15 protein-coding genes and 1 pseudogene are annotated in these 20,110 nt (G+C 71.8%); 7 read left to right on the forward strand and 9 right to left on the reverse strand.

Annotated features, from left to right (window positions below; translation table 11 throughout):
- Positions 1-2 precede the first annotated feature (2 nt).
- Positions 3-590 (forward strand): PfkB family carbohydrate kinase, encoded by a 588-nt coding sequence (locus ACLQ2N_RS12940; RefSeq protein WP_425812260.1) that lies wholly within the window; start codon positions 3-5, stop codon positions 588-590.
- Positions 590-1,468: a Cgl0159 family (beta/alpha)8-fold protein gene (locus ACLQ2N_RS12945; protein WP_425812262.1), complete on the forward strand. Its 879-nt coding sequence runs from the start codon at positions 590-592 to the stop codon at positions 1,466-1,468. Before ACLQ2N_RS12940 ends, ACLQ2N_RS12945 begins: the two co-directional genes overlap by 1 nt.
- Before the next feature lie 251 nt (positions 1,469-1,719).
- Here ACLQ2N_RS12945 and ACLQ2N_RS12950 read toward each other — a convergent pair whose 3' ends face one another.
- From ACLQ2N_RS12950 to ACLQ2N_RS12975, 6 genes are all read right to left on the reverse strand, one after another.
- Entirely contained in the window at positions 1,720-3,000 is a 1,281-nt protein-coding gene (locus ACLQ2N_RS12950; protein ID WP_425812264.1) for a phytase, read from the reverse strand.
- A gap of 208 nt (positions 3,001-3,208) precedes the next feature.
- Positions 3,209-6,298 (reverse strand): alpha-mannosidase, encoded by a 3,090-nt coding sequence (locus tag ACLQ2N_RS12955; protein WP_425812266.1) that lies wholly within the window; start codon positions 6,296-6,298, stop codon positions 3,209-3,211.
- 65 nt (positions 6,299-6,363) lie between these two features.
- On the reverse strand, positions 6,364-7,542 hold the full coding sequence (locus ACLQ2N_RS12960) for a glycoside hydrolase family 76 protein (protein ID WP_425812268.1): 1,179 nt from the start codon (positions 7,540-7,542) through the stop codon (positions 6,364-6,366).
- 52 nt (positions 7,543-7,594) lie between these two features.
- A complete protein-coding gene (locus ACLQ2N_RS12965) occupies positions 7,595-8,425 on the reverse strand; it encodes a carbohydrate ABC transporter permease (RefSeq protein WP_425812270.1) in 831 nt (276 codons plus the stop codon).
- A gap of 2 nt (positions 8,426-8,427) precedes the next feature.
- Positions 8,428-9,378: a carbohydrate ABC transporter permease gene (locus ACLQ2N_RS12970; protein WP_425812272.1), complete on the reverse strand. Its 951-nt coding sequence runs from the start codon at positions 9,376-9,378 to the stop codon at positions 8,428-8,430.
- Positions 9,375-10,691: an ABC transporter substrate-binding protein gene (locus ACLQ2N_RS12975; protein ID WP_425812274.1), complete on the reverse strand. Its 1,317-nt coding sequence runs from the start codon at positions 10,689-10,691 to the stop codon at positions 9,375-9,377. Before ACLQ2N_RS12975 ends, ACLQ2N_RS12970 begins: the two co-directional genes overlap by 4 nt.
- 271 nt (positions 10,692-10,962) lie before the next feature.
- On the opposite strand from ACLQ2N_RS12975, the gene ACLQ2N_RS12980 reads away from it, so the two are divergent.
- The 5 genes from ACLQ2N_RS12980 (at position 10,963) to ACLQ2N_RS13000 (ending at position 19,080) form a co-directional block, all read left to right on the forward strand.
- Positions 10,963-12,675, forward strand: a complete 1,713-nt coding sequence (locus tag ACLQ2N_RS12980; protein WP_425812276.1) for a class I mannose-6-phosphate isomerase — start codon at positions 10,963-10,965, stop codon at positions 12,673-12,675.
- Positions 12,672-13,598, forward strand: a complete 927-nt coding sequence (locus ACLQ2N_RS12985) for an ROK family protein (RefSeq protein ID WP_425812278.1) — start codon at positions 12,672-12,674, stop codon at positions 13,596-13,598. The genes ACLQ2N_RS12980 and ACLQ2N_RS12985 overlap by 4 nt, the downstream gene beginning before the upstream one ends.
- Positions 13,599-13,653: 55 nt before the next feature.
- Positions 13,654-14,670, forward strand: a complete 1,017-nt coding sequence (locus tag ACLQ2N_RS12990) for a LacI family DNA-binding transcriptional regulator (RefSeq protein WP_425812280.1) — start codon at positions 13,654-13,656, stop codon at positions 14,668-14,670.
- A 70-nt stretch (positions 14,671-14,740) separates the two neighbouring features.
- The gene (locus ACLQ2N_RS12995) at positions 14,741-17,806 is read left to right on the forward strand and encodes an alpha-mannosidase (RefSeq protein ID WP_425812282.1); all 3,066 of its coding nucleotides are present in this window, start codon (positions 14,741-14,743) and stop codon (positions 17,804-17,806) included.
- Between the two features lie 44 nt (positions 17,807-17,850).
- Positions 17,851-19,080, forward strand: coding sequence for a hypothetical protein (locus ACLQ2N_RS13000; protein ID WP_425812284.1), 1,230 nt, complete (start codon positions 17,851-17,853; stop codon positions 19,078-19,080).
- Between the two features lie 213 nt (positions 19,081-19,293).
- Here the strand turns inward: ACLQ2N_RS13000 and ACLQ2N_RS13005 are convergent, their stop codons facing one another.
- From ACLQ2N_RS13005 to ACLQ2N_RS13015, 3 genes and pseudogenes are all read right to left on the reverse strand, one after another.
- Positions 19,294-19,527, reverse strand: coding sequence for a DUF5133 domain-containing protein (locus ACLQ2N_RS13005; protein ID WP_425812286.1), 234 nt, complete (start codon positions 19,525-19,527; stop codon positions 19,294-19,296).
- A gap of 269 nt (positions 19,528-19,796) precedes the next feature.
- A pseudogene (locus tag ACLQ2N_RS13010) lies at positions 19,797-19,940 on the reverse strand (DUF1048 domain-containing protein); the annotation flags it as partial.
- 18 nt (positions 19,941-19,958) lie between these two features.
- Positions 19,959-20,105, reverse strand: coding sequence for a hypothetical protein (locus ACLQ2N_RS13015; RefSeq protein ID WP_425812288.1), 147 nt, complete (start codon positions 20,103-20,105; stop codon positions 19,959-19,961).
- Between the last annotated feature and the right edge of the window lie 5 nt (positions 20,106-20,110).

The following is a 20,110-nucleotide window of genomic DNA, read 5'->3' on the forward strand; positions in this document are numbered from 1 at the left end:
CCATGGCCCACGAGTTCCTCGCCATCGGACGGGCCGGCGTCGACATCTATCCGCTCGACCACGGCGTCGGTCTTGAACAAATAAGCACTTTCGAGAAGTTCCTCGGCGGAAGCGCTATGAACGTCGCCGTCGCCGCGGCCCGCCACGGCCGCGACGCCGCCGTGATCACCCGGGTGGGCCGTGACCCCTTCGGCCGCTACGTCCAGCAGGAGGCCGCCCGCCTCGGAGTGGACACCGCCTTCGTCACACCCCTCACCGCGCCGGACGGACCGCCCACGCCGGTCACCTTCTGCGAAGTCTTGCCGCCGGACGACTTCCCGCTCTCCTTCTACCGGTACGGCGCGGCGCCCGACCTCGTGATCGAACCCGGCACACTGCGCCTGGAGGACATGCACGAAGCGGCGGTGTTCCGGGCCACCGTCACCGGCCTGCTCAGCGGCTGGGACCTGCGCCGCGTCATCGAGTTCGCCCATGCCGCGGGCGCCATCGTCGCCTCCCGGCTGGCCTGTTCCACCGCAAAGCCGACCACGGCCGACGTACAGGCCGTCCTCGCGTCCCGGTCGCCGGCCCGTGCCGAAGGGATCGCCTGATGGATGCCGCACAACTGACCGAGATCCGGGCCCGCGAGCCCGGCCGGATCGCACGGTCCTGGCAGAAGCGCTCCCGCCGGCCGCTGACCGGTGAGGACGGCCGGCTGCTCATCGTCGCGGCCGACCACCCCGCCCGCGGTGCCCTGGGCGCGGGTGGCGACGAGGCGGCCATGGCGAGCCGCAGCACGCTGCTCGACCGCCTGGCGACCGCCCTGTCCCGCCCCGGGGTGGACGGCGTGCTGGGCACCCCGGACCTCCTCGACGACCTGCTGCTGATGGGCGCCCTGGAGGACCGGGTCGCCATCGGCTCGATGAACCGCGGCGGACTCCAGGGCGCGTCCTTCGAATTCGACGACCGGTTCACCGCCTACACCGCCGAGGCGATCGCCGGGCACGGGCTCGAGGGCGGCAAGGCACTCACCCGCATCTGCCTCGACGACGCCGGCACCGCGGCCACCCTCGAAGCGACCGCCGCCGCCGTCACCAGCTTGGCCGAGCACAGCCTCATGGCCATGATCGAGCCGTTCCTCACCGTCCGCGAGGACGGCCGCGCGCGCAACCTCCTCGACCCCGACAGCGTCATGAAGTCGATCCACATCGCGAGCGGACTCGGCGCCTCCAGTGCCTACACCTGGCTCAAAGTGCCGGTCGTCGACGAACTCGAGCGCGTCCTGGACGCGACCACGCTGCCCACCCTGCTGCTCGGCGGGGACCCGCAAGGCGATCCGCACGACACCTACGCGTCCTGGGCGAAGGCGATGTCGCTGCCGGCGACGCGAGGACTGGTCGTCGGACGCACCCTGCTCTACCCGCCCGACGGAGACGTCGCGGCCGCCGTCGACATCGCGGCCGGAATCGTGCACGGGAGCGGCACATGAGGGACAACAGCCGATGGGTGCGCCCCCGGGGCACGTCCGCCGACACGGGATGGCAGACCGCCGTCACCGCCGACGGCCGGGACTGGCGGCCCACCAGCCTGCGTGTGACGACCTGGCCCCGTCACAAACGCCCGTCCGGCCGCGTGCGTGGTGACGGCCGGCGGGCCGACAAATCCCCAACAGGACAGTCGAGACGTCAGTCAGTCGGAGGGTCAGACCCACCGGCGGCGTCACCACGAACATCATCACTGTCAGTCGTCGACGGCGTCGGTGACCTTGCCCAGGTCGACGAACTTGAAGTTCGTGGACGGACGGTCACCGTCGCCGGGCGCGTCGTGTCCGTCCTGGACGACCAGGAGGCCGTTCGGGTAGCGGCGGCCCAGCGGCTCGTTCAGCGCGGCGGCGCCGTCGCACTCCTCGGAGCCGTCGAGCGTCGCGGAGGCGGCTGCGACGCGGAAGCCGCCCTCGTACTCGTTGGCGTCGGAGACCTCGCGGTCGTAGGCGGCGAAGGTGTCGTCGCCCTGACTGGAGGCGAGCAGCAGGCCGTCCCCGTCGTCCTCCCGCACCAGGGTCAGCCCCTCGACGTCCGCGGTGAGCCTCTTGCCGCCGAAGCCGGGGTCGGCGCCCGCTGCGCATTCCTCGGTGGCCTCGTCGTACGTGCCGGGGACGCCGTACTCGCGGACCTTGTCGATCAGCTTCGGGGTCCCGGTCAGGTCGGCCTTGAGACGCCAGATCCCCACGTCCTCCTGGCCCGCGTACAGCATGCCGTTCGCCGGGTCGACCACCATGCCCTCCACCTGCGGGAGTTCGCCCGGCTCGCCGCACGGTGACCACGAAGTCCCGTCCGGGAGGCGGAAGCTGTGCGGGAGATCGAGCGTACGCACCTTGCGGTAACCCACGGAGCCGTCCGCCCGGGAGGTCAGCTCCAGAAGAGCGAGACGCGTGCGCTCGCGCCGGCTGACCAGCGCGAAGGAACGCCCGGTCGCCGGGTCGGTGAAGGTGGCGAGGCCGTAGGCGGTGCGCTGTTCGTTGATCTCGTCCTGCGACGCGGAGAAGACGGCGGGCACCGTACGGTCGGTCACATCGGCCAGCGGGCCGCCTGCGCGGTTCCGGTCGATCCGGTAGATGCGCAGCCGGTCGTTCCCCCGGTCCGTGGTGACGGCCAGGTCGCCCAGACGCGCACTGTGCACGAGGTCCACGTTGTTGAAGCGGCCCGGCGCGTCGTCCGCTCCGGGTCCGGCGGGCGCCGGGATGGACTGCACCTCGCGGGCATCCAGGTCGTACACGCGCAGTCCGCCCTGCTTCGCCGTCGCGACGACGAGGCTGCGGTCGGGGTCGGCCGGGTTGCGCCAGATCGCCGGGTCGTCGGCGTCCGCGTCGCCGCCGGCCTCGTCGTCGTGCAGGGCGGCGGTCTCGGCGCGCGGGGTGACAGCGGGCAGGGGGCCGGTGGCCTCTACGGGGCCGGTCGCCGCCACGGCGAGCGCGGCGACGGCGGTGGCGAGGACGACCAGGGACTTGCCAGGGGCGAGCATGCAGGGACTCCATCATGTCGGGAACACGCGGAGAGCATCGTGTGATCTTGGAGTGAGGAGCCGGGGGGTGCCCCATGGCGCGCGAGCGTGGGAGAGGTGAACTCCCGGTGACGCTCCCTCGTGGTGCGTCGTCCCTCCCCGGCCGCCGGCCCGCCGGCGTACCGCCGCGGCCCCGGAGCTGTCGGCGCTCCGGGGCCGTACGGGCGGTCTACAGCCGCAACAGCACCGCGCATGTGCCCAGCAAGGGCACGTCGACGGTCAGGGCGCCCTCGTCGTCCGGCGTCAGGAGGTCACCGGCGGCCCCGAGGTAGTCGGCCGTGCGGGCCTCCGTGACGGGGAAGCCGGGGGTGATCCGGCAGGCGACCGGCTCCTCGGCGAAGGACTGGAGCCTGACGAGCACCTGGCCGGGCGCCGGAACGGTGAGCCCCACGACGCGCACGCGCCGGTCGCCGACCGTCAGCAACGCGTACGACGCCTCGGGGGCCGCGCTCTCCTCGCCCAGCGCGCGGACGGCGAGCAGCGGACGGCTGCCCGCGGCAGCGGTGTGCATGCCCAGGACGGGACCGCTGGTGTGCGGGGCCTGCCCGAAGCCCACGCTGTAGCGGAACACGTGGTCGAACGCCTGCTCGGAGGGGAAGTTGGTGTCCCAGATGTTGTTGTGGACCCAGGAGAAGAGCGTGCCGGGCTCGTCCTGGGCGAGCGACTGCGGATAGGGCGCGTACGGGACGGCGATGCCGCCCACCTGGACGAGCGGCGCGTCCTGCGTGGCGACGGCCGCGACCACCGCGTCCTCCTCGAAGCTCACCCAGCGCCGGACCGCGCGCATGTGCTGCGCGGACCCCGGCACGACCGGCAGGCCGGTACCTGTCATACCGCCGGTCGCCTCCATGCGGACGGCCGGCCGGTGCATCGCGAAGGGGAACGCGAAGAACGCGCTCTCCTTGGTGAGCGTCGCGGGCTTCACGATCCGGTTCTCCAGATCGATCCGGGCCTGCCCGTGCGGCAGGTGGACGCGCACCCGCAGCCGCTCGGTACCGGCCGGGGCGCACTCGTAGACCAGCGTCTCACCCGTGGCGTCGCGGAAGCGGTCCACCAGCGCGGCCGGAGGCGCCGCCGTCCGGGAGGCGAGGAGGTGCATCGAATCGTTCGCCGTGGTCTTGCTCGACTGGTGGTTGAAGCCGCCCGCCGTGGCGTACTCGTCGTACACATAGGCGTTGAGCCCCACCGTCGCGTCCTGCCGCACCAGCTCCCGGCCGGTGCGCTTGTCGACGACCGAGCCGATCCAGGCCGACCGCAGGTCCACGCTCACCCGCAGGAACTCGTTCTCCAGGACCGCCGACTCCTCGGAACGGCTTTCGGGGACGGTCGGCGGCTCCTGCCCCGCGACGATGTCCACCCGCACCGCGCCGTGAGCCGGCACCTCCGCCGGCCGGAACAACAGGAAGCGGCCCGCGGCCCGGTGCAGCTCGTTGGACTGTGCCTCCTCGGTGTGCTCCAGCACGGAGCCGTCACGCGCGTCGAGCACCCGGACCGGATCCTCCAGCGCGACCGTGCTCTCGGGAAGGAACAGCCTGACCGTCTCCGACCGCGGCCAGCTGCACGTATTGGTGACGTAGAAACCGGCGAGCGTCCCTTCGCGCGGGGAGAGCCGGCCGCCGAGGGCAGCACCCGCGCCGTCCAGGAGCGTCTTCGCGTCGTCGTGGGCGCGCAGCGCCTGGGCGTACTTCCAGTGCCACTGACGTTCACCGGAGGCGTGTCCGTGGTCGCCGTGCGTCCAGGGATCGCCACCGCCCCAGGTGTGCTCGTTGAACAGCGACGCGGCCCGGTAGACATCGGGTGCCGACGCCGTGGTGCCCGCACCCGCCGCGCCGAGGATCTCCGCGTGCCCGGCGACCGTCTGGGCGTCGGCCAGCGCCGCCTGACCGTCACGGGTGGCCGCCAGCGGGACCGCGCCGGCGCCCACACCGTCCACCCACCAGTCGCTCCAGTCGCCCTCGAACGTCTCCAGCCGGTCCCCGTAGCGGGCCTCGGCGTCCACGAAGAAGTCCTCGTTGCGTGAAGTCCGCAGGACGGGGAAGGCCCACTCCTCGTTCCACCTGCGCACGGTGTCCGCGATGATCCGGCGCGGCGGCCCGTTGTCCGCGAACTTGCCCAGCACCCGCAGATGCAGCACGTCCCACGGGTACGGATCGCCCTTGAACTCCTCGTCCAGGACCGGGAAGCCGGGAATGCCACGGCCCTCGTGCGGGTACTGACGGGTCGCCAGCGCGGAGAGGTAGTGCGGCAGCAGATCGTCCACCCGGGCGTAGGACTCGTCGAACCCGAGGATCGAGCCCTCCATGTACGCCAGCCCGTGCGGGGTGTCGGTGCGCCACACCAGGACGCTGCGTCCGCCCGGCGCGCGCCACCGGAACAGCCGGGGCAGCGCCCCGCCACCGGTGTGGTGCGGCACTGCCCGGCCCGCCCAGTTGTGGGCGACGGAGAGATAGCGGATGCCGCTGTCGGCCAGCACGTCGGGCAGGCCCACGACCTGGCCGGGGACATCCGTCTGCATGGCCGTGGTGACGTCGATGCCGTGCCGGGCGCGCAGTTCGCGTACCGGGCGCAGCAACTCGTGCAGTTCGTCCGTCGAGCAGGTTTCCGTGTGCAGGTTGAAGGGCATCGCGGTGAGCTCGATGCGCCCCTGGCGCACCCGGTCCAGGAACTGGGCGACCTGCTCCGGCGGACGGTTCGCCGACCAGTTCTCGAAGCTGAAGAACCCCTCCACGGCCCAGCGGAACTTCGACGCGTCGGGCCGGTCGTCCGTCGTACGGCACAGTTCGAGCAGCGAGTCGAGGTACTTGCGGCCCTCGGCGAGGACAGTGCCCTGGGGGTCGGTGTACCCGATGTCGAGGTGGGCGTGCTGAACCAGGTGCAGCGTCCAGTGCCGCTGCGGGGACAGCAGCACCTCGACCCGCTCACCCGGAGCCAGGTCCGGCAGCTCGACGAGCACCGGCAGCGGAGCGTCCACCTCGGGGACCAGGAGCCGGGTCTCACCGGCCGGCCCGGGTATCAGCTCGCTGCGGACGGAGGTGCCGGACAGGGTGGTGACCACGGCCCGGCCGACGGGGCGGCCGGCCTGGATCCGCACGGACTGAAGGAGCCCGCCGTCACCGTCTCGGCGCAGCAGCGGCTCACAGGAGAACCGGACGGGATGTCCGCCGAGGACGCCGGTGGCGCTCACGCCGCGGTCGCGCAGGATGTCGCGGGCGATGTCGGAGTCCCACCAGGAGGGGCGGGACAGATGAGGGCGGGGCATGGAGAGGGTTCTCCGCTCTGGCGTGGTGCCGGTTCGGTGCGTGGGGCGGGCGGGAAGGTGCGGGGTCAGTGGGCGTCGGTGGCGAGGCCCGCGAAGATCTGGACCATCGCGGACTGCTCCAGGGTCTCGGCGGAGGCGGCCGGGTCGTAGTCCCCGCCGCCCGAGGGCTGGAAGCGGAAGAGACCGGTGGACGGATCGCGGTTCTCCTTCCACGCACGCTCGGCGTAGGCGCTCTCGGTCTGCCGGTAGGCCGGGTCGTGGCGGATGCCGTCCAGGATCCGGAGGTTGTCGAAGTAGATCGCGTTGAAGACCGCCGGCTGGTCGTGAAGGCGTTCGCCCTGCTTCCAGTACGCGAGCGACCCCTCGGCGTCCTCTACGGCGCGCCGGAGATACGAGCGGTCCCCGGTCGCCTTGTAGAGCGTGGCCGCGGTTCCGACCATGGCCCCGGAGTTGTACGTCCACAGGGTGGAGTTGACGGAACCGTCGTCGCCGAGGCTGTTGCGGTACAGCCCGGCGGACTGGCGCAGACACGACCAGTTCCACTCGTACCACCGCTGCGCGCTCGTCAGGTAACGGCTGTCGTGCGTCTCCTGGTGGAGCCGGGCGGCCAGTTCGGCGGCCAGGCCCGTGACGTTGGCGGCACGCATGTTGTTGGCCGGGGAGTCGACCCAGTGCATCCCGCCGGGGCACTCCCTGTCCGGGTCGTCGTCCCAGCCGCGGCTGACGATGTCGAAGGCCAGCTCGGCCCGGCGCAGGTAGACGGCGTCGCCGGTGGCCTCGTACTGGTCCAGCAGGGTCAGTCCGACGACGGAGTTGTCGTCGTAGAAGACGTCACCGCCCTGCCCGAGCGGAGCCGGGAGGTACGAGTCGTAGCCGGGCCTGCCGTCGCGCGGTTCGAAGTACAGCTCCAGGGTCGTGAAGCGTTCCGCCGCGTCGGCCGTGTAGCGCCTGCCCGACCCGGGAAGGCCGGCCATGTCGACCGTCGCGGCCGCCGCCTCCCGCATCGGCCAGAGGTAGGAGTGCGCGTTGTCGGCGCTGCGGTGCGGTGTCGCCTCCTGGTAGAGGCCGTGGTTCTCCGGGCCCTGGTACAGCTCGTGCTGGAGCGCGTCGTACGTCCGCACGGCACGGTCCTTCCAGGCGCCCGCCCCCGGGTGCCCGGCCGCGAGGGCGGGGGAGGGGGAGAGAGCGGCGCAGAGCACGGGAGCTGCGGCCAGGGCGAGGGCGGTACGGGTGGAGAGTTTCACCGGGGTGCCTTTCGGGGATCGGCTCGGGTGCTGATCGGCGGTACGGCGGGGCTCAGCCGAGCTTGAGGCTGCTGACGAAGAACCGCTGCGCCGCGAAGAAGAGGACGACGGTCGGCAGCGAGACGAGCAGGGCTCCGCCGAGGACGACCGGGGGTCCCACGTTGGAGTAGTTGCCCTGGAGTTCGGCGAGCGCGGCCATCACCGGCCGGATGTTGCGGCTCGTGGACAGGGTGATGCCGAAGAGCAGGTCGTTCCAGACGGCGACGAACTGGAAGACGAACGCGGCGATCATCGCGGACCGGGACAGCGGCACGTGGATCTGCCAGAACACCCGCCACCAGGAGGCGCCGTCCAGCCGCGCCGCCTCGATCACCTCGGTGGGCAGCGTCTGGGCGAAGTTGCGCATGATGAAGTACGCGAACGGGATGGCCACCGCGGCGTAGATGAGGAACAGCCCGATCTGCGCGTCGTACAGGCCGGTGTTCGCGTACGCGAGGAAGAGCGGCCGCAGGAAGACCTGGAGGGGCAGCAGAGTGCCCGAGTAGATCAGCCAGAACCACATGGTCTTGCGCTTGACCGGCATGATCACCGTGGCGAACGCGGCCGTCGTGGCCACCACGATGGCCGCGGCCGAGCTGGTCACCGCGTAGAGCAGGCTGTTGCCCATCGCGGGACCGAGCCTGGCGCGGGACCATGCCTCGGACATGTTGTCGAACAGGCCGAACCCCCCGTGCGGCAGCCAGTGCGGCGCGCCGCCGTATTCGGCGGCCGGCACCAGCGCGTTGACCAGGAGCAGCCAGGTCGGAACGGCCCAGAGGAGCGAGACGAGCACGAGAACGGTGTTACGGACGGCGGTGCCGGCGGAGACGCGGCGTATGGACATGCTCAGGCGCCTTTCGGGGTGAGCTGGCGCCGCAGGTAGAGCCAGGAGGCCAGCAGCACGATGACGGTGAGGACGACGGCGACGGCCGCTCCGGCGCCGGGGCGCAGGGCGAGGAAGGTCTCCTGGTACATCGAGACCGCGAGCGTCTCCGAGCTGCGGCCCGGCCCGCCCTGGGTCAGGACCCAGATCAGGTCGAACGACTTCAGCCCGTTCACCAGACTGCTCCCGACGACGATCACGGACACGGTCCGCAGCTGCGGCAGGACGACGTACCAGAACTTGCGCAGTCCGTCGGCGCCGTCGAGCGAGGCGGCCTCCAGGGTCTCCGGAGGGATGGTCTGCAGGCCGACCAGGAAGAGGATCACGGCCACCCCGGTCGCCTGCCAGGTGTTGGCGACGATCATGACGAGGGTGTTCCCCGGCCACTCCAGCAGCCAGCCCTGGGCGAACGACCCCAGCCCCAGCGCGTCGAGCGCCTGGTTGGCCGCCCCGTCCGTGGTCAGGAGGAAGTTCCAGACGACGGCCACGGCCGAGCCGGAGATCGCGTACGGCAGCACCACCAGCAGCCGCGCCACCCGCGACCACCCGGAACCGTTCGTCATGACGGCGATGGCGAGCCCGAGGACGAGCGGCAGGGCCACCGTGCCGACCACCCACATCAGGGTGTTCTCCACGGACTTCGCGAGCACCGGGTCGCTGAAGAAGAGCCCGTAGTTCGTGAACCAGGTGAAGCCGGAGACCCGGCTGTCGCTGAAGAAGCCGCGGTAGAGCGTCATCACGAACGGGGTGAGCAGCAGGCCGGCGACGAGCAGGACGGCCGGGGCGAGGAAGCCCGCCGAGGCGAAGCGGTCCCTGAGCCCGCGCGAGGGCTTACGGGCCGGAGGAGCGGGCGGGGCCGCGGGCGCGGGGGAGGCGCCGGCCCGGGTGCGGCGCGCGTCGAGGGCGGATGTCATGACTCGTCCTTGTTCCACGCGGCCCACTCCTTGGTGGCACGGCTCGCCATGCTGCGCAGCGTCGCCTCGGGCGACATGGCGTGCGTCATGAAGGCTCCCAGGTCATCGGTGTTCCCCTGCATGAGATTGGGCGGGCCGGACTGCCCGTAGCGGGGCAGCTCGGTCCAGTGCTCGTCCAGGGCCCGCTTCCTGAGCCGGGCGAGCACCGGGTTGGAGGTGACCGCCTTGGGGTTGGCCGAGCCGTCCTGGAGGAAGTCGGTCCACACCCGCTGGACCGAGGGGTGCAGCCAGTGGCCCGCGTTGGCCATCGCGGCGTCGTGCGACACGGCCTTCTCCGGGACGGCGAGCACGCCCGCCTCGGTGATCACGGAGCGCTTGGTGGAGGCGTCGACGGGAGGCAGGACGAAGGCGTCGAAGTCCTCGCCCGGCTTCATCCCCGCCGCGGCCAGCCCCTGCGACTGCCAGGAGCCGTGCAGGAACATGCCGACCTTGCCCGTCTTCAGCGCGGCCGGACCGTTGTTCTGATCGAAGTCGGCCGGGGTCATCCAGCCCTTCTTCATGAAGTCCTGCCAGATCTGCATGGCCTTGTGCGCCTGCGGATCGGTGTACCGCGCCCGGCCCGCGATCAGATCCGCGTAGAACGCCGGGTCGACCTTGCTGATCAGCTCCTCGAACCACTCGTAGGCGGGCCAGTTGCCGCTCTGCGTGGCGACGAACGGAACGACACCGGACTTCTTCAGCACCTCGGCCGTGTGCAGCAGCTCGTCCCAGGTCTCGGGCGCCCGCAGACCGTGCTTGTCGAACACGTGCGTGTTGTAGAAGAGCACGTAGTACGACTGGTACAGCGGCATCCCGTACACGGCGCCCCGGTAGGACATCGAGTCGCGCAGGGACTTCGTCACCCAGCCCTTGCGCTCGTACTCCTCCCACAGCCGCGTCAGGTCGCTGAGGCTGCCCGTGCGGGCGAGCTGTTTGAGGTTGTAGCCCGACTGCCACTTGATCAGATCGGTCGCCTTGGTCGTCTGCAGGGAGATCTGCGTGACCTGGGTGTACGCGGTCGGGTTCGGGTTCGACAGGGGGCGCAGGGCGTAGCCGGTGAGCTTCTTCAGCTCACGTCCGGCGGCCACGTAGCCGTCGTCCCAGGTCGCGTTGTCGTTCGCCAGGGACGTCGTCCCCGGCTTCGCCGCGGTGCTGTCGCCCCGCGCGCAGCCGCTCGCCAGTGCGGCTGCCGCACCGGCCCCGAGGCCGGCCAGCACGGTGCGCCGGCGGAGCGGGTGAGACGACCGCTCTGTCGTCTCGCCGGTTGATCTCATGGGCTCACTTCCCTCTGGACCCCGCTGGGGGTCCCTGGCTCCGGTGTTCGGTGGGGAGGCCACCGGAAGCGTGTACGGCGTGCGTTTCCGCGCTCCGGGTTGCCAGGATGTTAACGACACCATGTGGCCGAAACAAGAGGTTCTTCCGTGAGGGCTCGAAAAATCGCTGCTGGGCAGGGCGTATCTCGCGCCATTCGAGGGGTCCCTTGTTCGTTCCGAGTGTTATCGATACCATCCGAGTGCTTGCCCGGTCCCTTCCCCAGGAGCTTCTGTGCACCAGCCCCGTCCTTATGAACGCAACCCGCGGTACGCCGTCACCGGCGGCGCCGTCGTCACCGGCTGGGCGGCCGCGGTCGCCGATGTGCCCACGACGCCCACCGTCCTCGCCCTGGACGGCCCCGCCGCACTCGACTGGGAGGAGGCCGCCGGCTCCCTCGCCGCCGCCCTGCGCGCACGGGGTACGCGGGTCACCCTGTGCGACGTGCGCACCCTCTGGTCGGCCGAGGCGGTCCAGCGGCTCTGCGTACCCGACGCGGACGCCGACGCGTTCTTCCTGCCGCTCGCCGAGTTCTCCATGGACGACCTGTTCGAGACACCGCCCGTCCGGCCTCGTCCGGACACCGGCGTCCTGCTCGTCTTCGGTCCCGGCGCCGGGCTCGGCGAGCCCGACCTGCTGTGGTGGGCCGACCTGCCCAAGCGGTACGCGGAAGAGGCCGTCACCCGCGCCGAACTGCCCCTCGGCGTCAACCTGGGCCGCCCCGGCACCCCCGGTGAGCTGCGCAGCCTCTTCTACACCGACTGGCCCGTCGGCGACCGCCACCGCGACCGCCTCGCCCCGCGCGTCGACCGCTGGATCGACCTCCAGGGCGAGAACGGCCCGGCCTCCCTGGACGGCGAGTCCGTACGCGCCACCCTGGCCACTCTGGCCGCGGGGCCCGTTCGCAGTCGCCCCTTCTTCAACTCCACCGCCTGGGGCGGTCAGTGGGCCGCCCGGGAGCTCGGCTTCGAGCCCCGGAACGGCAACACGGCCCTCGGCTACGAGCTGATCGCCCCCGAGGCCGGAATCCTGGTCGGCCAGGACGAGACGGCCCAGGTGGAGCTGCCCTTCCAGCTGCTCTGCGAGCTCCACCCCGAGACGTTCCTCGGCCCGGACGTCCACCGCCGCTTCGGCACGTCCTTCCCGATCCGCTTCGACTACCTCGACACCGTCGGCGGCGGCAACCTCTCGCTGCACCTGCACCCCCGGGAGCAGTACATGCGGGAAACCTTCGGGTGGCCCTACACCCAGCACGAGACGTACTACGTCACCGCGTGCGACCCCGGTGCGAAGGTCTACCTCGGGCTGCGGGACAGTACGGACGTGACAGTCATGCGCGAGGAGGTCGAGGCGTCCGCGGCGGAGGGAGTCCCGCTGCGCGTCGAGGACCATGTGATGACCCACCCGGCGGACTCCGGGCAGCTCTACATGATCCCCGCCGGCACCCCGCACGCCTCCGGCGAGGGCAACCTGGTCCTGGAGATCAGCGCCACCCCCTACCTCTACTCCCTGCGCTTCTACGACTGGCTGCGCAAGGGCCTCTCCGGCGCCCCGAGGCCCCTCTCCTCCGCCCACGCCTTCGCCAACCTCGACACCGCACGGCGCGGCGACGACGTCCTCAAGGAACTCGTGCAGGAGCCGAGGACCGTGCGCGAGGGCCGGGGCTGGCGCGAGGAGGTCATCGGCGCGCTGCCCGAGATGTTCTACGCGGTGCACCGCTTCGTGATCGACGGGCCGGAGCCCGCCGAGGACGACACCGACGGCCGCTTCCACATCCTCAACGTCTCCTCGGGCGGCGGTGTCGTCGTGGAGACCGACCGGGGCGACCGGCACGACCTGGCCTTCGCCGAAACCCTCACCGTGCCCGCGAGCGTGGGCGGCTACCGGCTGCACCCCGTGGGAAGCGACCCGGTGCACGTCGTGAAGTCCCTGGTGAGCCCCGCATGAGCCGCGTCCCCGTACTGGAGATCGGCGGGACCCACGTGACGGCCTCCGTCATCGACACCACGTCCGCGGGGACCACCCCCCCGGCCGTCGTGCGGCAGCACGTCCCCGCCGACGCGCCGGCCGGTGAACTCCTGGACGCGATCGCCGCCGCCGGCACCCGGGCCGGGGCTCCCGCGGGCGCCCACTGGGGCGTGGCGATACCCGGCCCGTTCGACTACGGAACCGGGATCGGCCGCTTCCGCGGCATCGGCAAGTTCGAATCGCTGCACGGCGTCGACGTGGGAGCCGGACTTCTCGCCCGGCTCCCCGGAACCCCCCGCGGCATCAGCTTCGTCAACGACGCCGACGCGTTCGCCCTGGGCGAGTACCGGGCGGGTGCCGCGGCCGGCCGGCGCCGGGTGCTGTGCATCACGCTCGGAACCGGCGTCGGCTCCTCCTTCCTGCTCGACGGCCGGCCCGTGACCGACGGCCCCGACGTACCGCCCGGCGGCCGGGCCCACCGGCTCACGGCGCACGGACTCCCGCTGGAGGAGGTGGTCTCGCGACGGGCGATCCGCAGGTTCTACGCCACCGCCGCCGGCCTCCCCGGCCACGAGCCGGTCCCCGACGTGCACGACATCGCGGCCTCGGCCCGCACCGGCGAGGAGGCCGCCCGGCAGACCATCCGGCACTGTTTCGGCGCCCTGGGACAGGCCCTCGCGCCCTGGTGCGAGCGGTTCCGGCCGGATCTGATGGTCGTCGGCGGATCGATGGCCGGCTCCTGGGACCTCGTCGGCCCCGCCGTCCGAGAGGGCTTCGAAGCAGGGGCGGCGGGGGCCGCACCCCCGGCCGTCACGGCGCTGCGCCCGGCGGACGCGCCCCTGATCGGTGCCGCCCACTGGGCCCTGTGCGAAGGCACCGCCGCCCTCCGGACGCCGACCTAGAATGACCGCGTCACCGACCCCCACGCCCGTCCACGAACCCGCAGGAGAACCGCTCATGGCACAGCACCGCTCGGGCGACACCGGCGCCCCGACGATGCGCGACGTGGCCGCGAGCGCCGGGGTCAGTGCCATGACCGTCTCCCGCGTGCTCAAGGACGACGCCCGGGTCAGCGGCAGCACACGCGAACGCGTCCTGGCAGCCGTCGAAGCACTGGGGTACCGGCGCAACGAGACGGCGCGCAGCCTGCGCCTGGGCGGCAGCGGCATGATCGGGCTGGTCGTCACCAACCTGGCCAACCCGTTCTACTCCCGCCTGGCGCTCGGTGTGCAGGAGGTGGCGTCCGAACACGGCCTGCGGGTCCTGCTCAGCAACACCGCCGAGCAGGTCGACAGGGAGCGTGGCCTCGTCGAGGACCTGGCGGCCCGTCAGGTCGACGGCATGATCGTCGTTCCGGCCGGCAGCAGCCACCGGCACCTGGGCCCCGCGGCGCTGCGCGGCATGCCGATCGTCCTGGCCTCCAGGCCACCCGCCGGAATGGACGCCGACTGCGTACTGGTCGACGACTTCGGCGGGGCCGAACAGGCCGTGGGACAACTGATCGCGGACGGCCACCGCCGCATCGCCTTCCTGGGCAACCCGCCCGCCCTGTACACCGGCGCCGAGCGGTTCCGCGGCTACTGGGCGGCCCATGAAGCGGCCGGAATCGAGCCCGCCGAGAGCCATGTGCGACGCGGCCTCACCGACGTACCCACCGCCGAGACCGCCGCACGCGCGCTCCTCGACGCCCCCGACGCGCCGACGGCGCTCTTCTGCACCAACAACCGGCTCACCCAGGGCGCCATCCGCGCCGTGCACGGACTCGGCCGTCCGGTCGCACTCGCCGGCTTCGACGACTTCGAACTGGCCGACGTCCTCGGCCTGCCCCTGACCATCGTCTCCTACGACGCCGACGAGATCGGCCGACGGGCGGGCCAGATGCTCATCGACCGGATCAACGGCTCGTCCGCCGAGCCGATCCCCGCCCGCAGAACCGTCGTGCCCACCCGCGTCATCCGCTACGGGACGCGCTGACCCGGACGTCACGGCCGCTTCCACGGCACCGGTCTGCCCTCCCGCCCCCGCACATCCCCCCGGAGCACCCATGCACCACGACCGCATCGTCACCGAACGCCGACTGGCCCGCGTACTCGACCTGCGCCTGAGGCCCGCCGTGTACCGCGAGAGCCTCCCCCTCGACATCGCCGCGTGGACGGTTCCCGGCGAGCCCGTACCCGTGTCCGAGGGGATCGGCGCGCCCTACGAACCGGTCCGCACCGGCACGCCGTGGGGCCCCGCCTGGTCCACCACCTGGTTCCGGATCAGCGGCACCGTCCCCGCCGGATGGGCCGGGCAGCGCGTCGAAGCGGTCCTGGACCTCGGCTTCGGCGCCACCCAGCCCGGCTTCTCCGCCGAAGGGCTCGTGTACCGGCCCGACGGAAGCCCGGTCAAGGCGCTCAACCCCCGCAACGCCTGGCTGCCGATCACCGAACGCGCCGAGGGCGGAGAGCAGTTCGTCTACCACATCGAGGCAGCGGCCAACCCGGTCATCTTCGACTCGGGAAGCGGCGACGACCCCTTCGTCCCCACCCCGGCCGGCGGCGTTCCCCCCTGGCTGAGCGGTGAAACCGCACCGGGGACACCGCTTTACCGCCTGAACCGGATGGACCTCGCCGTCTTCGACCCCACGGTCTGGGAACTCGTACAGGACCTCGACGTCCTGTCCGGGCTGATGCACCAGTTGCCCGAGGACTCCACCCGGCGCTGGCAGCTGGTGCACGCCGTGGACCGCGCACTGGACGCCATCGATCTCCAGGACATCGGCGGCACGGCGGAGCGAGCGCGTGACGTACTCGCGCCCGCGCTCGCCTCACCCGCGCACGCGGGGGCCCACCGCGTCTCCGCCGTGGGACACGCGCACATCGACACCGCCTGGCTCTGGCCCGTACGGGAAACCGTCCGCAAGGCGGCCCGGACCGTCTCCAACGTCACCGCCCTGATGGACGACCACCCCGGGTTCCGCTTCGTCATGTCCCAGGCCCAGCAGCTCGCCTGGCTCAAGGAGCAGCGGCCCGAGGTGTTCGCCCGCGTCGTGGAGAAGGTGCGCACGGGGCAGTTCATCCCCACCGGCAGCCTCTGGATCGAACCCGACACCAACCTCTCCGGCGGCGAGTCCCTGGTACGCCAGTTCGTCCACGGCAAGCGCTTCTACCTGGAGGAGTTCGGGGTCGAGACCGAGGACATGTGGCTGCCCGACACCTTCGGGTACAACGCGGCCCTGCCCCAGCTCATGAAGCTGGCCGGCATCAAGTGGTTCCTCACCCAGAAGATCTCCTGGAACGCGACCAACTCCTTCCCGCACCACACCTTCTGGTGGGAGGGCATCGACGGAACCCGCATCTTCAGCCACTTCCCGCCCGTGGACAGCTACAACGGAGACCTCTCCGGCGCCGACATCGGACACACCGAGCGGAACTTCCGCGACAAGGGACCGGCCAACCGCTCCCTGGTCCCCTTCGGTTACGGGGACGGGGGCGGCGGCCCCACCCGCGAGATGCTGGCCCGCGCCCGCAGGCTGGAGAACCTGGAGGGCTCGGCCCGCATCGAGATGGAGGGCCCCGCGGAGTTCTTCACCAAGGCGCAGGCGGAGTACACCGACGCACCCGTGTGGTCCGGCGAGCTGTACCTGGAACTTCACCGGGGCACCCTCACCAGCCAGCTCGCCACCAAGCAGGGCAACCGGCGCAGCGAACACCTGCTCAGGGAAGCCGAGTTGTGGTCCGCGACGGCGTCCCTGCGGACCGGCCTGCCCTACCCGTACGAACTGCTCGACCGGGTGTGGAAGACGGTACTGCTCCACCAGTTCCACGACATCCTGCCCGGCACCTCCATCGCCTGGGTGCACCGGGAGGCCGAGGCGGTCTACGCCGAAACCGCCCGGGAGCTCGGCGAGGTCATCGACTCCGCGCAACGCGCCCTCGCGGCATCCGGTGCGGACGGGGCGGCCGGCGAAACCGTGTTCAACGCCGCACCCCACACCCGCGACGGCATCCCCGCGCTCGGCGCGTCCCCCCGCGAGCGGGCCGCGCGCCCGGTCGAGCCCCGGCCCGCCCCTGGCGGCGGGTTCGTGCTGGACAACGGCCTCGTACGCGTCACGGTGGACGCCCGCGGCCTGATCACCTCCGCCTACGACCTGGCCGCCGGCCGCGAGGCGCTCGCTCCCGGCACGTTCGGAAACCTCCTCCAACTGCACCAGGACTTCCCGAACCAGTGGGACGCCTGGGACGTCGACGCCTTCTACCGCAACACCGTCCGCGACCTGACCGAGGCGGACGAGGTCGTCGCCGTCCCCGGGGGCGTCCGGGTGGTACGCGGCTTCAACGCCTCCCGCATCACCCAGGTACTGCGCCTCGGCGAAGACAGCCGCCGCCTCGACGTCGAGACCGACGTCGACTGGCAGGAGTGCGAGAAGATCCTCAAGGCCGCCTTCCCGCTCGACGTGCGGGCGGCGGAGTCCAGCGCCGAGATCCCCTTCGGCCACGTCCGGCGCCCCACCCACACCAACACCTCGTGGGACAGCGCCCGCTTCGAGATCTGCGCCCACCGCTACCTGCACGTCGAGGAACCCGGCTGGGGCGCGGCCCTCGTGAACGACTCCAGCTACGGCCACGACGTCACACGAGACGTGCGCCCCGACGGCGGAACCACCACGACCGTACGGCTCTCGCTCCTGCGCGCCCCCCTCTTCCCGGACCCCGACTGCGACCGGGGCGAACACCGCCTGCGCTACGGACTGGTCATCGGCGCCGGGCTGCGGGACGCCGTCCGCGAGGGCTATCACTTCAACCTCCCCGAGCGCGCCGTCCCCGGCGGAGCGCCCGTCGAACCCCTGGTCCGGCTGGCCGGCGGGACCGCGGCCGACGTCGTCATCGAGACCGTCAAGCTCGCCGACGACCGCTCCGGCCGCGTCGTCGTCCGCCTCTACGAATCCGCGGGCGGCCGCGCACGGGCCACGCTCAGGGCCGGCTTCCCCCTGGCCGCCGCGCAGATCACGGACCTGCTGGAACGGGAACTGACGGACGAGCCCGCACCCGTCGTCGAAGGCCAGGACGTCCAACTGACGTTGCGTCCGTTCCAGATCCTGACCCTCTGTCTGACACCGGGCGAATGACGGGCGCGGCGAGCCACGTACGAGGTCGTCGCTAGGATCCCCTCATGGAGATCGAAGCCGACATCGCGGCGCTCATAGGCGACCTGGACAGCGGCGACCCGGAACGCGTGGCCGCGGCGGTCGAGCAGGTGGCGGTTCAGGGTGAGCGTGCGCTGCCGGGGTTGCTGGAACGGGTGGACGCAGACTACTCCGCCCGGCATCTCGAGGCGTACGGTGACGTGCTGGGCCGTATCGGGCCGCCGGCCTTCGACGCCGTTCTCGCGGCGTCGAAGGCCGGGGAGCTGAAGGGCTGGTTCACGCCCCGGCTGCTCCGTGTTTTCGACGAGCGCTGCGCCGGGCGGTACGCGGCGCTGGCCCTCGACCCGGACAGCCACCTCTCGGGCTACGGTTTCGAAGGACTGCTCCGGCTGCGCACCGACTCCGAGGCCGGATTGCGGGCGTTGGTGGACCGGGTCGCCCGGGCCGGGCATCTGCAACGCGCGGCCGGTGAGTACCTCCGCGTCATGGGGGATTCGTTCACGCCGCGGCTGCGGGAACTGTGCCGGGACCCGGCTTCTCCCCGGCCGGTACGGCGCGGCGCGCTCGGGCTCCTGATCGAGGCCGGCGGGCTGGACGCACTCGACGAGCGCGACCGCATGCTGGTGGAGCGCCTGGTGCGGGTGAAGCTCCCGGGCAGTGTCCACGCGGTCCCGGACACGCAGCTCAGCGCCTGGTGGCTGGCCGTGCCCGGAGCCACGTACGAGGGCGTCTTCGAAGCGCTGGGCCTGCACTATCCGCGCCCGGTGACGGTCCAGGCGGGGGTGGCGGCCGCAATGTGCGCGGCGATTCCGAGCCCGGTGCCGGAGGACCCGTCCCGGGGCATCAGCCGGGCCTTCGTGACTCCGGAACTCAACGGCTGGCGCCTGGTGTTCGGCCAGTTTCCCCAGCTCGTCGGCTACGACGACTGGAACGACATGGTCGAGACGGTGGAGCGTGTCAGCGCCGCGTGCGGCGAGGCCCAGCTCTTCTTCGTGGACGACGCCGGCGGCGCGGACATCTGGTTCGCGGCCGAGGACGGCCTGGTGGTCCGGCAGTACGCGGGCGAGGACGACCTGGACGAGGAGGACGAGGACCCCGAGGACATCAAGGGCGGCGTCCGGGAGGCGTGCGGGGAGCTGTCGGTCGACCCGGACCTGGTGGGCGTGTTCGACACGGTCGTACGGGGCCACGGCTGGCTGGCGGTCACCGCACCGGACATGGGACACGGACAGTTCCCGGGCCTGCTGCCGGTCTGACCTGGCGGGACCGTCGCCCTCGGCCCCGCCGCTCTCCCGGGACGCGGCCGGCCGGGCGACGAGCGCGGTCTCGCAGGTGTGCCGGTCGTCGCCACCCACGAGTGGGCCCGCCCGCCGATGTCGTCCAGCGCCTCGACCCGGTGCGGCAGAGCCTGCGGCCCGGGCACGTCCTGCGAGAACGCGCCGGGCGGGACGGCGGGGCGGGCCGGCGGGTCAGCTGCCGGCCAGGACGGGGTCGTCCAGGGGGCGGGCGCCGGGCAACCGGTGCCGGGCGGCGATCAGCGCCGCGTCGATGTCCCGGGTGCCGGTGCACACGCACAGCGTGTAGGAGATGTCGTCCATGCGCTGCCGCACCTCCGCGCTGTCCGCTTCGGCGGCGCCCACGGCCAGGAGTGCCTCGTAGTTCTCGATCAGGTCCCGCAGCACCGCGGGGTGGGCCATCAACATCACAGAACCTTTCTTCCGCACCGGCGCCGATCGGCTCAGCGCCGCGCGCACCTGTACCCGCTGTCACTCCCGGCACTCCCCGCGCAGGCGATCGAGTTCCGGGGGAGTGGCCTTGAGCGCGCGACCGTGCCGCGGCGACAGGCGTTCGGACCGGGAGCCACACGCAAGGTTTCGCCGGCCGCTTCCCGGCCGCGGAGGCACGCCGGACCGGTTCACGGCGCCTCGAAACGGGTGATGGCGAGCGCCCTGTCCACCCGGGCGGCGGCCGAGTCGGACAGGCTGACCGGTCCGACCTTGAACAGGTACTTCTGCACCTCCTGGTAGACGATCCGGCAGTCCGGCGGGAGTGACGTGACCCGGGCCGTGTGCGCCCGCCACTGCTTCTTGCCTTCGATGATGTCCTCGATGCCCACGTCGGCCTCCCAGCCGGTTCAGTTTCCTTCCCCGCAGGGGAACAGGTGGGCGATGATCTGACCCCACGCCGCCCGGTGGTCGTCCGGCAGGACATCGGCCCTGGCTCCGAACGCCTGCCATTCCCTGGTGAGAGCGCTGCCGGTGACCTTCTCCCAGAAGTTCATCTCCC

This window comes from Streptomyces sp. DT224 (assembly GCF_049844595.1).
GTDB lineage: Bacteria > Actinomycetota > Actinomycetes > Streptomycetales > Streptomycetaceae > Streptomyces.

Coding starts and splice junctions, on each gene's coding strand:
- ACLQ2N_RS13000 (WP_425812284.1), top strand. CDS start 17,851: ATGGAGATCGAAGCCGACATCGCGGCGCTCATAGGCGACCTGGACAGC.
- ACLQ2N_RS12995 (WP_425812282.1), top strand. CDS start 14,741: ATGCACCACGACCGCATCGTCACCGAACGCCGACTGGCCCGCGTACTC.
- ACLQ2N_RS13005 (WP_425812286.1), bottom strand. CDS start 19,527: ATGTTGATGGCCCACCCCGCGGTGCTGCGGGACCTGATCGAGAACTAC.
- ACLQ2N_RS12955 (WP_425812266.1), bottom strand. CDS start 6,298: ATGCCCCGCCCTCATCTGTCCCGCCCCTCCTGGTGGGACTCCGACATC.
- ACLQ2N_RS12985 (WP_425812278.1), top strand. CDS start 12,672: ATGAGCCGCGTCCCCGTACTGGAGATCGGCGGGACCCACGTGACGGCC.
- ACLQ2N_RS12970 (WP_425812272.1), bottom strand. CDS start 9,378: ATGACATCCGCCCTCGACGCGCGCCGCACCCGGGCCGGCGCCTCCCCC.
- ACLQ2N_RS12975 (WP_425812274.1), bottom strand. CDS start 10,691: ATGAGATCAACCGGCGAGACGACAGAGCGGTCGTCTCACCCGCTCCGC.
- ACLQ2N_RS12950 (WP_425812264.1), bottom strand. CDS start 3,000: ATGCTCGCCCCTGGCAAGTCCCTGGTCGTCCTCGCCACCGCCGTCGCC.
- ACLQ2N_RS13015 (WP_425812288.1), bottom strand. CDS start 20,105: ATGAACTTCTGGGAGAAGGTCACCGGCAGCGCTCTCACCAGGGAATGG.
- ACLQ2N_RS12940 (WP_425812260.1), top strand. CDS start 3: ATGGCCCACGAGTTCCTCGCCATCGGACGGGCCGGCGTCGACATCTAT.
- ACLQ2N_RS12990 (WP_425812280.1), top strand. CDS start 13,654: ATGGCACAGCACCGCTCGGGCGACACCGGCGCCCCGACGATGCGCGAC.
- ACLQ2N_RS12965 (WP_425812270.1), bottom strand. CDS start 8,425: ATGTCCATACGCCGCGTCTCCGCCGGCACCGCCGTCCGTAACACCGTT.
- ACLQ2N_RS12945 (WP_425812262.1), top strand. CDS start 590: ATGGATGCCGCACAACTGACCGAGATCCGGGCCCGCGAGCCCGGCCGG.